Origin of the sequence: Amphritea balenae, from assembly GCF_003858655.1 — a bacterium.
GTDB lineage: Bacteria > Pseudomonadota > Gammaproteobacteria > Pseudomonadales > Balneatricaceae > Amphritea > Amphritea balenae.
Map to the genome: position 1 here is coordinate 63,167 of NZ_RQXV01000009.1, position 13,280 is coordinate 76,446.

Annotated in this window: 13 protein-coding genes, 4 tRNA genes and 1 pseudogene; 4 read left to right on the top strand and 14 right to left on the bottom strand. The window is 45.2% G+C overall.

Annotation, left to right across the window (positions count from 1 at the left end):
* Window positions 1-5: 5 nt before the first annotated feature.
* A complete protein-coding gene (locus tag EHS89_RS15305) occupies window positions 6-518 on the top strand; it encodes a hypothetical protein (protein ID WP_124927038.1) in 513 nt (170 codons plus the stop codon).
* Window positions 519-780: 262 nt separating this feature from the next.
* Here the strand turns inward: EHS89_RS15305 and EHS89_RS15310 are convergent, their stop codons facing one another.
* From EHS89_RS15310 to EHS89_RS15330, 5 genes are all read right to left on the bottom strand, one after another.
* Window positions 781-2,007 carry a tyrosine-type recombinase/integrase gene (locus EHS89_RS15310; RefSeq protein ID WP_124927039.1) on the bottom strand — a complete coding sequence of 409 codons (1,227 nt, stop codon included), beginning with the start codon at window positions 2,005-2,007 and terminating at the stop codon, window positions 781-783.
* A 1,190-nt stretch (window positions 2,008-3,197) separates the two neighbouring features.
* A complete protein-coding gene (locus tag EHS89_RS15315) occupies window positions 3,198-3,476 on the bottom strand; it encodes a hypothetical protein (RefSeq protein ID WP_124927040.1) in 279 nt (92 codons plus the stop codon).
* Between the two features lie 45 nt (window positions 3,477-3,521).
* Window positions 3,522-4,187, bottom strand: coding sequence for a response regulator (locus EHS89_RS15320; protein WP_124927041.1), 666 nt, complete (start codon window positions 4,185-4,187; stop codon window positions 3,522-3,524).
* Between the two features lie 84 nt (window positions 4,188-4,271).
* On the bottom strand, window positions 4,272-4,721 hold the full coding sequence (locus tag EHS89_RS15325) for a response regulator (protein ID WP_124927042.1): 450 nt from the start codon (window positions 4,719-4,721) through the stop codon (window positions 4,272-4,274).
* Window positions 4,722-4,741: 20 nt separating this feature from the next.
* Window positions 4,742-5,629, bottom strand: a complete 888-nt coding sequence (locus tag EHS89_RS15330; protein WP_124927043.1) for a DNA-binding protein — start codon at window positions 5,627-5,629, stop codon at window positions 4,742-4,744.
* A gap of 166 nt (window positions 5,630-5,795) precedes the next feature.
* On the opposite strand from EHS89_RS15330, the gene gap reads away from it, so the two are divergent.
* The gene (gene gap / locus EHS89_RS15335; protein WP_124927044.1) at window positions 5,796-6,803 is read left to right on the top strand and encodes a type I glyceraldehyde-3-phosphate dehydrogenase; all 1,008 of its coding nucleotides are present in this window, start codon (window positions 5,796-5,798) and stop codon (window positions 6,801-6,803) included.
* A gap of 52 nt (window positions 6,804-6,855) precedes the next feature.
* Here the strand turns inward: gap and EHS89_RS15340 are convergent.
* The 7 genes from EHS89_RS15340 to EHS89_RS15370 form a co-directional block, all read right to left on the bottom strand.
* Window positions 6,856-6,931 (bottom strand) — tRNA-Gly (locus tag EHS89_RS15340).
* Window positions 6,932-6,969: 38 nt separating this feature from the next.
* A tRNA-Leu gene (locus tag EHS89_RS15345) sits at window positions 6,970-7,056 on the bottom strand.
* 7 nt (window positions 7,057-7,063) lie between these two features.
* A tRNA-Cys gene (locus EHS89_RS15350) sits at window positions 7,064-7,137 on the bottom strand.
* 31 nt (window positions 7,138-7,168) lie between these two features.
* A tRNA-Gly gene (locus EHS89_RS15355) sits at window positions 7,169-7,244 on the bottom strand.
* 111 nt (window positions 7,245-7,355) lie between these two features.
* Complete coding sequence (gene pgsA, locus EHS89_RS15360; protein WP_124927045.1) at window positions 7,356-7,904, bottom strand: CDP-diacylglycerol--glycerol-3-phosphate 3-phosphatidyltransferase; 549 nt, start codon at window positions 7,902-7,904, stop codon at window positions 7,356-7,358.
* A gap of 52 nt (window positions 7,905-7,956) precedes the next feature.
* The gene (gene uvrC, locus EHS89_RS15365; protein WP_124927046.1) at window positions 7,957-9,843 is read right to left on the bottom strand and encodes an excinuclease ABC subunit UvrC; all 1,887 of its coding nucleotides are present in this window, start codon (window positions 9,841-9,843) and stop codon (window positions 7,957-7,959) included.
* Window positions 9,844-9,868: 25 nt separating this feature from the next.
* The gene (locus EHS89_RS15370; RefSeq protein WP_124927047.1) at window positions 9,869-10,183 is read right to left on the bottom strand and encodes an excinuclease ABC subunit C; all 315 of its coding nucleotides are present in this window, start codon (window positions 10,181-10,183) and stop codon (window positions 9,869-9,871) included.
* A gap of 86 nt (window positions 10,184-10,269) precedes the next feature.
* Between EHS89_RS15370 and EHS89_RS15375 the strand changes: the two genes are divergently transcribed.
* The gene (locus tag EHS89_RS15375; protein ID WP_124927048.1) at window positions 10,270-11,205 is read left to right on the top strand and encodes a DUF1853 family protein; all 936 of its coding nucleotides are present in this window, start codon (window positions 10,270-10,272) and stop codon (window positions 11,203-11,205) included.
* Window positions 11,206-11,388: 183 nt separating this feature from the next.
* Here the strand turns inward: EHS89_RS15375 and EHS89_RS21155 are convergent, their stop codons facing one another.
* Window positions 11,389-11,532 carry a hypothetical protein gene (locus EHS89_RS21155; RefSeq protein ID WP_170167520.1) on the bottom strand — a complete coding sequence of 48 codons (144 nt, stop codon included), beginning with the start codon at window positions 11,530-11,532 and terminating at the stop codon, window positions 11,389-11,391.
* A 176-nt stretch (window positions 11,533-11,708) separates the two neighbouring features.
* Window positions 11,709-12,581: pseudogene (locus EHS89_RS15380) on the bottom strand (NAD(P)-dependent oxidoreductase); the annotation flags it as partial.
* Between the two features lie 87 nt (window positions 12,582-12,668).
* Between EHS89_RS15380 and EHS89_RS15385 the strand changes: the two are divergent.
* Window positions 12,669-13,214, top strand: a complete 546-nt coding sequence (locus EHS89_RS15385; RefSeq protein ID WP_124927050.1) for a TlpA disulfide reductase family protein — start codon at window positions 12,669-12,671, stop codon at window positions 13,212-13,214.
* Window positions 13,215-13,280: the final 66 nt, after the last annotated feature.

The window sequence follows — 13,280 nt, forward strand, 5'->3', positions numbered from 1 at the left end:
GCAGCATGAAAAAGACCATTAAAAAAATTATTTATTGCATGATTTCCGTTTCCTTATCCGCCTGTACTGAAACCGATGATCCTGTTCAAAAATTCGAGCAGTTGACTGATCTATACGTTGAAACTGTATCTAAACAACCTGTCAGGCTGTCACCGCCAGGAACGAGGCCGGCCTCATCAACGGTGTGGCATCGACGACAAATATACATATCAGATTTAAACTATGATGTTAGAAAAACGAACTCTTTGGTTTCCCCATTAATCGGCGAGATGACTTTCACCTGCGGCGTAAAAGGCAGGCAGGGAAAATCTAAGGCAGAGGTATCAGAGGGGCCTGATGAGTTTGATCAGGGCATAATCTGTATAGCCAAATATGCATATCAAAAACAAACCTGGGTAAAAAAACAATTTCATTGTGAAGATGCTTATTATGACCAGCGCACCGGGAAAGTGCGTAAGGAGCTGGTCGAGCCGCAAGAAGGCGTTTCGCTTGACTGTTCTAAGCATCTTATGGAGTAAGGTTGCCGATGAGCCTGGTGGATAAAGCTGTATCGCATTGATAATTCGCACCCAGACTAGGGTGAGGGTGAGGGTGAGGGTGAGGGTTAACACTAAGCGGCGAGGGCAACGTTGTTGATTAATCAGATTATCAGCATAGATAAAAGACTGTAAATAAAATTAAAGTACTACCTTATAAGATTAGGATATTAAGTTGTATTTTAAGAATAATTAATAAATCCAAAGCGATAGAGATGAGGATTAAATTATATAGCTGTATGAGTTAAACCTCTTGCCCCTTAGCGCTTGATGCTCGCTCCATATTATCCGAATCCACATACAGCTCGTCAGTGGTTCTGATGCTCCCGTGTCCCAGGTCTGCCTGGACATGGGCGAGATTACGACCTGCTGCAACCTCCATTGAGGCCCCTGTGTGCCTTAACCAGTGGGTGGTGGCGGCACGAAGCTCTGAGGCTTCTACATCAAAACCATCTTCTATTAGGGAATGGCATCCTTCATTTAAAGCGGCTTCAACAATATTGCGTAACTGACGACTGCCAATACCTCGGTTCTTTACCCTGGATTCGATTACCGGTTCAGATGAATCTTTGGAGGGCAGGGAAGCTAGCCCCCTGTATAGTCTATAGCGCTTGAGAAACCCGATATATTCATTAGATATAGAAACATCCCTTTCTTTAGAGCCTTTACCATAGGTTCGAAACCACCAGTTCCCTTCGTGATCCCGGTGAAAGTGGGACATTACAGGCAACCAGTTAGGGCGCTCTGAAAGCTCTGATATACGTAATTTAAGTGATTTTAAAGTCGCTATAACGAAAAGTGTTCTTTCATGCTGAGAGTTCGTATCCGCCATGGATTTGGCGGAACTAAGCAGATACTCCCATTGCAGTTCAGATAAGCGTCTGGCGGTATTGATCCCCGTTTCTTGTCTCAGATAGGGGCAGTTCTTTTTAACGATCGGAATATGATTGCCTGGGGCATAATCCTCAGCCATTAAGTAGTTAAAAAACACGCTGAGATTAGAAAACAAACCTTGCCAGGACTTGGTATTCAGCCGTCCTATACCGGCACCGGCAGAACGAAAAGGGCGCCAGTGACTATTAGGCTCTCGAATGCCGTTAACGCTGTAGAATCGGCGCTGTATGGTTTCTGCCTGCCAGTTTGCGTCCGGCTTAGCGACGAAGTCCGTGTATTCTTCAAGATCACGGCGACGCAGTGTTGCTATTGATCTGCTTTTTATTAGCCAGGTCCATAACAAGAGTCGTTCAGCATCACCCCTGAATTTGTCATAGGTATCCTGACTTTTTTTACTGTAGCTACACAGGAAATCTTTAGTGTAGCGGTAATCATCCAGAGCACCCTCAACATGAAGGCCCAGGACAAAGGACTCAACTGCAGGCGCCTGATCAGGAAATACTGTATTTCTGGGTATCTGGTTAAAGTGTTTAGCTGAATCAAACAACGGTAGGCCGGGGAAATTGTTAATCGACACAGTGTGATGAGCCTCTGGTAATTGTCAGATATATAAAGGAATTATATGCGTCGACTCTATTGATTTCCAGTAGTGTCTACTACTGGAAATTGGTAAGAGATACGGCGATGCCTGGTTAAACGGCAATTTATCCTGATCCCCGGACCTACATATTATTTAAAAGCTGAATAACAAGTTGCTTGATAATGGATTGGTTTGTTGTAGCCACAGGGATTCCATAAAGATGTTCAGTTACAAGCTCTAGGCTGTATCCCTGTTACTGATCTTACTTACAGCTTTATATGAATACCTTAGTCTTTCTAAGTGCGTTGCGAATCATATTTAGCAAAACCGAGGTCTCAGAACCCAGGTTTCAGATGACGGTGCTGAAATTAGCAAATTAATTAAATCGTAGTTCTATGCCGGGCTCGAAAGAATAAGAGCTCTTATTAAGAAATAGCGAATGGCTCATGAATGTCATTATTTCCGTTACGCTGCGTTATTGTTATAGGTAGCTAAGAGAAGTCTTTTGCTAACTAAATTTGTTAACTAAATCATTTACCGACTGTTACCGATTGAAAAGAGCCCTTAAGTAAAGCGCGTCAGATTTCATGGAGTGATGTAGGTACCACAAAACTTAAATCATCGACGCTCTCCGCACGAGCGAATCAAGCATTACATGGAACGCTTAGTTTTTAAGAAATTAGCCCTGAGAAATTAGCTCTGAGAAATTAGATTAAACAGCGCTTCAAAAGAGAAGGTCTGCTCAGGGGCGTTTTACAAAACACTTCATAGAAAATAGCTAAGAAAGTGGCTATCACTGGCTGCAATGCTGACATCTGGTTAGCCCTTATTGTTAACTTCTTTTTAAGCCTGTTAGTCCAATCGTGTATTTGTATAGTCCCACACCCAAGGCCGTGTAATGTAGTATCTATAAATATCTCATTTAACATAATATAGATTATGTGTAGTTGTGTATTTACACTAACAGGCTCAATTTGAGCCTTTAGCTGAAAGCGATGACTTACTTAGATAAATGGAATTTGGATGTTGTTATGTGTGCCGTACGTGAAATTAACAGAGGTTTTAGCTACCGAGTTACACATAAGCCACTCTGGGCGCGCACCTGTGTTTGTGCGCATCGCTGCGGTTAAGTTACAGCTATACCCGTTCGGGAAAGATAATTATTTAAGATAACTTGATGGAAATAATCAGGAGATAAGAACAGGCTGATCTGGCGAATCATAGCTGCAGATCAGGTACGGTGAAACAGGAACAAGCTCATTGGTTTGGTATGACTGAACGATTAATTCTTGAGCGCCAGACACTGAATCAAGTTTGGCTACTACCTGATAAGGCGCACCTTTACATAACAGCCGTCTGCTGTTTTTGTAGAGATCTGCATCGAGATAAATTTGATCGCCGACATGTATTTCACGCCAGAGAAAGTCTGCCTCTAAAATTAATTCCGACTGGTCCTGATGATACATAAAGCCGTTGTCCCATTGTCATTAGATGGCCCGACTATGAAAAGCTCAGGCCTGTACAATATTATGACGAATGGCGATATGTACAAGTTCAGAATTATTATTGATACCCAGTTTGCGTATGATATTGGCGCGATGGGCATGAACTGTTTTAGGGCTCAGAAACATCTTTTCAGCGATCTGGGCAACAGGATGGCCTTGAGCCAGGCAAGAGAATATCTGGAATTCGCGCTTAGTAAGTTTGGCAAAGGGTGAGCTGCTGTCAGATGCGCCTGGATCAAGCATGTTCCGGATGCTTTCTGCAAAGTACGTGCGCCCTTCTGAGGCCTCACAAACAGCCTTAAGCAGCTCGTCAGGGGCGCAGCGCTTAGTCAGATAACCAGAAGCGCCTGCTTGAACAACATGGGCAGGAAAAGGTTCACTTTCCATAACGGTGAGCACTAAAACCCGCGCGGCAGGGTCTTTAGCACGAATAATGCGAATCGCCTCTAAGCCACCGTATGATTGAATGCTTTTACTATTACTGTCGTCAGGCATGGAAAGATCCATAATGACAACATCAGGCCGCGATTCGAAATACTTCTCGACGGCCTCCTGGCCACTGCTTGCTTCAGCAATGATGGAGATACGACTATCGTTATCCAGTAATCGTTGGAATCCCGCCCGAACGACCGGATGATCGTCAACCAGCAATACTTTAATTATATTATTCATATGTAGATCAGATCCATCTCAGATACAGACCGATAATAGTGATTTTACCGGTCGATAGCTATCATCCATAATAGCTATGCGATATTAATTTTTATTTTCAATAAGTGAGTCAGCACCACGATAGACCCCATGACTATTGATATCCAGTGCAACAGCCGGCGACACATCATCACTACTGACGACAACAGGCATCGCAACTAACTCATCACTATAACCTATCAACTGAATACCTTCTTTCTTGCAATGCAATAACACTTTCTCAAGCGCCCTCACTACCGCTGTTTGACGCGTACTCAGGTGGGAGTCGCTTGGCTGGTCATCTTCAGGCTTCTTGCTGGTTACCTGTCGTATGGCATAACCCTGCTCGTCAACAAGTTGCAGCGTTACGCCTGCCAGCTTCTCTTTAACCAGAACTACTTTAGCAAGGCTAAAAACAGCCTCATCTGTACAGCAAACGGCACCATCATCATCGCACTCACGAATCCCTTCCAGGATCTCGTCAAATGATGCGCCTTTATCAAGGTATGTATCCATAGCTCTTATAATTCATATGGTTAATGGCTTTTGTTAAGGCTTTTTAATAGCTCATGTAGCCTTTGAACTTCCTGCTCTTTTTCCTGCAGACGGATAGTTAATCCCGAATCATCCGGATCAGTATCTGAGGTTACATGCAGCTGTCGCTCAATCTCTTGATAGCGGAGGTCCTGCTGATTTATAACCAGTTCAAACTCATGCTTTTCTTTAATCGCCTTACGCTCTGCATCAAACAAAGCTTCCCGCAATCCGCGGTTTTCTTGTACCAGGCTATCATTATGCTTTACAAGCCGATTGCATTCACCCTCAAGGTACTGATTTTTATGCCGGTATTCCAGTATTTCCTGCTCTTTGATGTTTCCTGAAGACCGATCCAGGCGTTCAACAACCAATTCAAGCTCTTTCTGCTGACGTGCAAGCTCTCTGTTTTCAGTCTGCAGATGCATCTCACGTTCATCTGAGGCTCGCTGTTTTTGCTGTAATTCAGCGATATTGTCCAGATAGCGCTGGTTGTCGGTCAGCAGACGGTCTGACAGATCTTGTAGTCGCTGAAGATCATTTTGATTTTCACCGCTTTGGGTATCGATCTCTTGCTTGAGCTGAAGATAGTGCTGCTCAATTGCTTCGCGCTGCTCAGCCAGCTGTGCCTCTGCATAGATCAGCGCTTGCTGCCAAAGTGCGCTGGCGCTATCAAACACAGGCTCTGGTATATCTGGTCGCTGGCGCTGTTCAACCAGTCGTTGGCCTAATCCCTGCCACCAGTCATTAAGAGCTTTGTTGATAGTGGTGAGGCTCCCCGTACCCAGTTCATTTCTGATGTGTTGCTGGGTGGGCTTCTGCCCGGCTGCCAACAGTTTGTCGGCCGCATCAAAGACTTTGTCGTAGGTAGTTTGTTTTTTTATAGTCATATTAATAATACAGAATACATATTTAATATTGGTAATATATCAGATTAATAAGGATTTAAAACACAGAATAGTGACTATCATGATGCATTAGAGCGCTCTAACGCTTTGTTTTTAAGTGCCGGCGGTTTTATGCTGAAGTTACGATATCTGCACTAAGGAGTGAACCATGACAATCAGAGTAGCGATTAATGGTTATGGCCGGATTGGTCGAAATATTCTACGCGCACTTTATGAGTCAGGAAAAAACAAACAGATAGAAATTGTTGCTATAAACGACCTGGGTGATAGCCGGGTTAATGCCCATCTTACCGAATTTGACAGTGTTCACGGCCACTTTAATTATCCCGTCAGGGCGATCGACAACCGGATGGAAGTTGCGGGTGATAGCATACTCATCCTCAGCGAAGCGGATCCGCACGCCCTGCCCTGGACCGATCTTGATATCGATATTGTGTATGAGTGCACCGGACGATTTACCAGTCGTGAAGATGCCAGTGTTCACCTGGAGCAAGGCGCCAAACGCGTTCTGGTGTCTGCGCCGGCAAAAAATGCTGACGCGACGGTTGTTTATGGTGTCAACCATCAGGTACTTGAGTCTCGCCATCAGATCATTTCTAACGCGTCTTGTACGACGAACTGCCTTGCGCCAGTGGCAAAGGTGCTAAATGATCACATAGGCATTAAAGAAGGGATAATGACCACCATACACGCCTATACCAATGACCAGCATCTGTCTGATGTTTACAGTAATGATATTTATCGGGCGCGAGCAGCCACGTTATCGATGATCCCAACCAAAACAGGCGCGGCCGAAGCGGTTGGATTGGTGATGCCTGAGCTTAAAGGCAAGCTGACAGGGATGGCTGTAAGAGTGCCTACTGCGAATGTTTCTTTAGTAGATCTCTGCTTCACCCCGGAGCGAAGTACCAGCGTTGAAGAGATTAATAGCCTGATGAGAGAGGCTTCTCAGACCTGGCTTAAAAATGTTCTTGAATATAACGAGCTGCCATTGGTATCGGTCGATTTTAATCACCACCCTGCTTCGTCAATTTTTGACAGTACGCAGACCCGTGTTATGGATGGCATGGTTAAAGTGTTTGCCTGGTATGACAACGAATGGGGGTTTTCTAATCGAATGCTGGATACGACTATTGAGCTGTTTAAGCAGGAATAAAAGATATTAGGGATTTACTAAGAGTGCTTATGATGGGGGTGAGGTAAGAAGCTGGAGCGGAATATCGGGCTCGAACCGACGACCTGAACCTTGGCAAGGTTCCGCTCTACCAACTGAGCTAATTCCGCTTAACTTACCTTTTTTATTATAGAGCAATGTCTATAAATGGTGCCCGGAGCCGGACTTGAACCGGCACGATCTTTCGATCGGGAGATTTTAAGTCTCCTATGTCTACCAATTCCATCATCCGGGCGGATGTATGGAGGCGCGGGTCGGAATCGAACCGGCGTTCACGGAGTTGCAGTCCGCTGCATGACCACTCTGCCACCGCGCCTAAAGGTACACCAAACTTTTTACTTAGCAGTTGGAGCGGAATATCGGGCTCGAACCGACGACCTGAACCTTGGCAAGGTTCCGCTCTACCAACTGAGCTAATTCCGCCTGCTTCGTAAGAAGTGGTGCGTATTATAGACAGCTCACCTTTTATGTCAACAACTTTTCAGAAGAAAAAAATCTAATCAGATTAACAAGTTAGAACTGTATAACCTTTGATCACATATCATCTGTCAGATCAGGCCAGGCGGCCTTCAAATAAACATACATAGACCAAAGAGTTAGCACCGATGCCAGGTAAAGCGCTCCGATACCTACCCATGATGCCAGGGTATAAGGCGCAGCAGCCAGCATAATTAATATAGCCAGCATCTGCAGTGCCGTTTTGAGCTTGCCGACAAATGAAACGGCTATATTTGCGCGTTTGCCGAGTTCGGCCATCCATTCACGCAGTGCAGATATAACAATTTCACGACCAATGATAATGCCGGCAGGAATAGTGATCCAAAAAGCGGAATAGGTATCAACCAGCAAAACCAGCGATATTGCCACCATGAGCTTATCTGCAACTGGATCCAGGAAAGCGCCAAAAGGTGAAGTCTGGTTAAGTTTTCGCGCCAGATAGCCATCAAACCAGTCGGTTACCGCTGCGAAGCCAAACACAATAGCGGCCGCCATTGGTGCCCAGGCATACGGAAGGTAATAAACCACAACAATCACAGGAATAAGCAGAATGCGTAACAATGTCAGAATATTGGGTATTTTCATCGGCAATCAGAATTCCTGTAAGCCAGTATAAATAAAGCTATAGCGAAGCTGCTTAATGGTCCGGATGCAGTATGGCATAGATGTCTTCTGCAATTTTGCGGCTAATAGTAGAGACTTTTGCAATTTCTTCAATACTTGCGGTCTCTATTGATTGAACACTACCAAAATGCTTGAGCAATTCTCGTCGTCTTTTGGGGCCAACACCGGGTATTCCCTCCAGGGACGATTTTTTTCGAGCCTTTCCGCGACGAGCCCTGTGGCCGGTTATGGCAAAGCGATGGGCTTCATCACGTACATATTGAATAAGATGTAGCGCAGGAGAGTCAGATTTCAGCGTTATTTCAGTGCCGGTCTCTGCCATTATCAGGGTTTCAAGACCTGCTTTACGGTCACTGCCCTTGGCAACACCAACAATCAGAACCTCATTGATCTGCAGTTCGGCCAATACATCGATAGCCTGACTTACCTGGCCTTTACCGCCATCAATTAACAGAATATCAGGTAACTTCCCTTCGCCTTTCTTAAGACGGGTATAACGGCGCCTTAACGCCTGATGCATCGCCGCATAATCATCGCCTGGTGTTATATCTTCAATGTTAAAGTGGCGATAATCAGTTTTGAGGGGGCCGTTACGGTCGAAAACAACACAAGATGCGACGGTTGCCTCACCTGAGCTATGACTGATATCAAAACACTCCAGGCGCTGTGGAGGGCTATCTAATTGCAAGGCATCCTGCAGTGCCAGATAGCGGTTATAGATATTCTGCTTGCTGGCCAGATGACTCTGCAACTGTTGCTCGGCATTTGTTTGTGCCAGACGCTGCCACCCCGCCTTATCTGAGCGGACCTTATGTATCAACGCAACTTTACGGCCACTGCGCTCAGATAAAGCTTCCTCCAGGCACTCCTTGCCATCCACCTCAACTGAGCTAATCAGTGTCTGGGGAATCTCTCTGCCAGATCCCAGATACCACTGGGCAATAAACGCGGAGAGCAGCTCGGGCATAGTCTCTTCAATAGATACCTTTGGGTGGTAAACCTTACTGCCAATCACCCTGCCCGCACGCACAAATAACATATGCATGCACACCGATCCGGACTGGACAGCACAACCGATCACATCGGCATCGCCGGTTTGACCGCTGACATACTGCTGTTCCTGGATCTGTTGCAAACTGGATATCTGGTCTCTGTAGATAGCTGCTTCTTCAAAATTAAGCTGTTCAGATGCTTGCTCCATCTGAGACGCCAGTTCGTCCATGATGGCGCTATTCTTTCCGTCAAGAAACATCATCGCATGGCGAATATCCGCCTGATAAGACTCTTCAGACGGCAGATCAACACAAGGCGCGCTACAACGCTTTATCTGATATTGCAGACAAGGTCTTGATCGGTTTTTAAAGAAACTTTCCTCGCACTGCCTGATGCGGAAAACCTTCTGCATGATGGCAAGGCTGTCTCGGACAGCACCACTACTGGGAAAAGGACCAAAATAACGCCCCTTCTGACGTTTAGCACCGCGATGAAAGCGTACAGCCGGGTATTTTTGTCCGGTAGATACAAAGATGTAGGGGTAGGATTTATCGTCACGCAGCAGGATGTTATAAGGCGGACGATTAGCTTTGATCAGGTTCTGTTCAAGCAGAAGCGCTTCGGTTTCGCTATTAGTCACCGTTACCTGAATATCTGCGATACGACTGACCAATGCCTGAGTTTTGCCGTTCAGGCCTGTGGCGCGAAAATAGCTACTGACTCTGTTTTTAAGGTTTTTGGCCTTGCCGACGTACAGAATATCCCCGGCGCTATTAAACATCTGATAGATGCCAGGGCGCCGGGTTAGTCGGGAAAGGAAGGCTTTGCTATCAAAGGCCGCCTGTGAACCCTCGGCAGCCTGTTGATTTAACTCTGTAATAGAGTTTGTTGTCTGTTCATTACTCATCGCCCTATTCTAACTGGGCTTATTTCTATTCCTCAAGAATATTCAATAACTTATTCGCATCCATATGGATATGGGTTGCTTCTTTATGAATAGCTTCAAGTTCTTCACGTGTGGCATCAGAGATACCTGCGCCACGAGACAGTGTTACTTCAAGATAAACGCCGATTTCGGCATAGTAATACAGTCGTGCATTGAAGCTGCCTGCGCGCTTTAATTTAGTAAGCGATATCTGTGCACCATTCAGCAAAATAGTATTGATATCTGATTCGCTCATTAACGGATGGCGATCCTGCTCACTCAGTGGAATATCAGTTTCAGCAATACGGCTAGTTGAAGTCATTGAGACATCCTGAAAAAAGTAGAGTAAAGTTGCAGTTGTATGGTATTACTTTATGAGCTTTTTACACTAATGTGAACCTTTGCTTTATGAGCTTATGCCTCGAACAGCGGAGTGGCTATCCCGACAATCAGCCTGAGCAGTATCAACATGAGATCGTTCGTGATCTTAGTTGGCTCATTCACAGCCAATCATTAATGCAGTTACCCGATAACCTGCAGCCTGACTGGTTATTTAATGATAACCAGGTTTCAGACAAGCTTGCAGAGCTGGATCAAAATCCTCAAAAACTAATCAGCGGTCTAAGGCAGCAAGCCCATTTCAGGCTGGGTTATTATTTTGAAGACCTGGTTAGAATGTACCTTAAGTACTTTATACAACCGGTTGATCTTAAAAGTAACATTCAAGTATTTCATGATAAAAGCACCGTGGGTGAATATGACTTTCTGATGCAGCTTAAAGATGGTCAAAAAATCCATCTTGAGACAGCTGTTAAGTTTTACCTATGTACCTGCGGTGATGAAAATATCTGTCATACTAATCACTTCGTCGGCCCTAATCGCTCTGACCGGTTAGACAAAAAGTGGCAGCGATTGATGTCGCATCAGCTTAACCTGTCACGTACTGAAGCAGGTAATGATCAGGCTGAAGCCATTAATCTGGTGCCGGATCAGCGCACATTGTTGTTACGAGGTTATCTGTTTTATCCCTATTCACACTGGCAGACCTGCCAGGCTGATGTCCCGGTAAATCCTGATCATGCCAGAGGTTGGTGGCTGCGATCATCTGATTCAGAAGTGCTGGAAGACAATTATCGTTATACCATTCTGATGAAGCCCTGCTGGCTTGCACCGGCCCGGGCCAACTTTCAGAAAAGCCTGTCATTTAAAGAATTACTGGAAATCACCACCCATATCACCACCCCGCTACTGATTGCTCGCTTGAGTTACAACGAAGGCGACTGCTATTGGCACGAATCTGATCGGGGTTTTATGGTCCCTGATAACTGGAATTTACAGCCCTGAGCCACAAAGCAGCCTTGAGCTAAAAAGGCCTTGAGTTGAAATGCAGCCTTGAACTAAAAAGGCCCTGAACAATAGATTTAATGCCCGCAGAAGCCAGAGCTCATAAGGTTCAGATACAAAAAAGCAGCCCTCAGGCTGCTTTTTTTCTGAAAGACACATAGCAATGTGTCTTATGCAGAACAATTAGTCATTACGCTGTGCAGCCAATGCTGCATCTTTAGCGATATTTTTCTTAATAAAAGAGATCGCCGCAAACGTACCTACGATCATTATCCCAACAAGTACAACGCTTGGTACGAAAGAGATCATGCTGTATTTATCAGCCATAGAACTATCCTCACTGTCTGGCCGACGCATTAACGCCGGTCTTTTATTATGTTGTTTATATTTTGAACTCAGGTGTTATGGCGGCCGATTATAGAGCATCCAGCAACAGGCTCAATAGTTATATAGCACTATTCCATCAGAGAAGTGCTCGCTAAACTACAGCTTATCGCCAAGCTTTACTGCTCAAGCCGCTTAACCAGGCTTGATGTATCCCAGCGATTACCGCCCATTTTCTGAACTTCAGCATAAAACTGATCAACCAACGCTGTTACTGGTAACTGTGCGCCGTTGTTGCGGGCTTCATCCAGGGTGATATTCAGATCTTTACGCATCCAGTCTACCGCAAAGCCAAAATCGAACTGATCATCAATCATGGTTTGATGGCGGTTAACCATCTGCCATGAACCCGCAGCACCATGTTGGATCACATCAAATACCGCTGCTGCATCAAGTCCTGCCTGTTTGGCAAAATGCACCCCTTCAGACAACCCCTGAACCAATCCTGCGATACAGATCTGGTTCACCATTTTAGCTAACTGCCCACTTCCTGCCGGACCTAACAGCTTTGCTGACTTTGCATAACAGTCGATTACCGGGGCAACAATATCGTAAGTCGCCTGCTCACCACCAATCATAATACTGAGAACGCCATTTTCGGCACCGGCCTGACCGCCTGATACCGGCGCATCAAGAAAACCAAAGCCCAGATCAGCTGCCTGGATTGCCAGTTCACGGGCGACCTCTGCAGACGCAGTTGTATGATCGACTAGGATTGCGCCGCTGTGCATGCCTTTAAAAGCGCCCTCTTCACCGGTTATCACCTGGCGCAGGTCGTTATCGTTTCCTACACAACTAAAAACAATGTCAGCACCTTTTACTGCCTGTTCAGGTGTTGTCGCACTCTGTCCTTTATACTGGTCACACCATTGCTTAGCTTTAACTGTTGTACGGTTATAAACAGTGACTTCATGCCCAGCGCTGGCCAGATGTCCTGCCATTGGGTATCCCATTACACCAAGACCGATAAAAGCAACTTTCATAGATTTTACACTCCAAGCTAAGGCTGACTATTGTTATGATCAGATCATTCTATGATAAGCACTTAAAGCAAAACACTATTTATTTCGGGAACCTTTATGTCTGCTAATAGATTTATCATTACGCTGGGTAATTATTTTTTTGTACTACTTATCTTTAGCATTGCCACTACACCTCTGCTCGTTCAGGCTGATGAAAGCTTTTATGATCAGGTTCAGGTAGTAGACAGAGAAGGCAAACCATCAGACCTGAACAAATATCAGGGTAAAGTAGTGCTACTGAATTTCTGGGCAAGCTGGTGCCCGCCCTGCGTTAAAGAGATGCCGTCAATGCAGCGTCTGCAGGATAATTTTGACGCTGAAGAGTTTCAGGTAATCGCGGTGAATATGGGGCAAAGCCTGACGACGGTAGACAGCTTTTTATTAGAACAGGATTTTAGCTTTGATCTACCCGTTTATCTTGATGAGCCCGGACGGTCATTCATTACACTTAAAGTTCAGGGGATGCCTTCAAGCTTTTTGATCGGCTCAGATGGACAATTAATTGAAACTATTGTCGGGGCCCGCGAATGGGATCACCCTGATAATATAAAAGGCCTCAGGCAGCTTATAGCTGAGCAATCTGACATTAAAACCGACCTATAAATAAAGGGAGCCAAGGCTCCCTTTTATTAAGCAACATCGCTATTCAGCTTTAGCGTCTTAGTTACA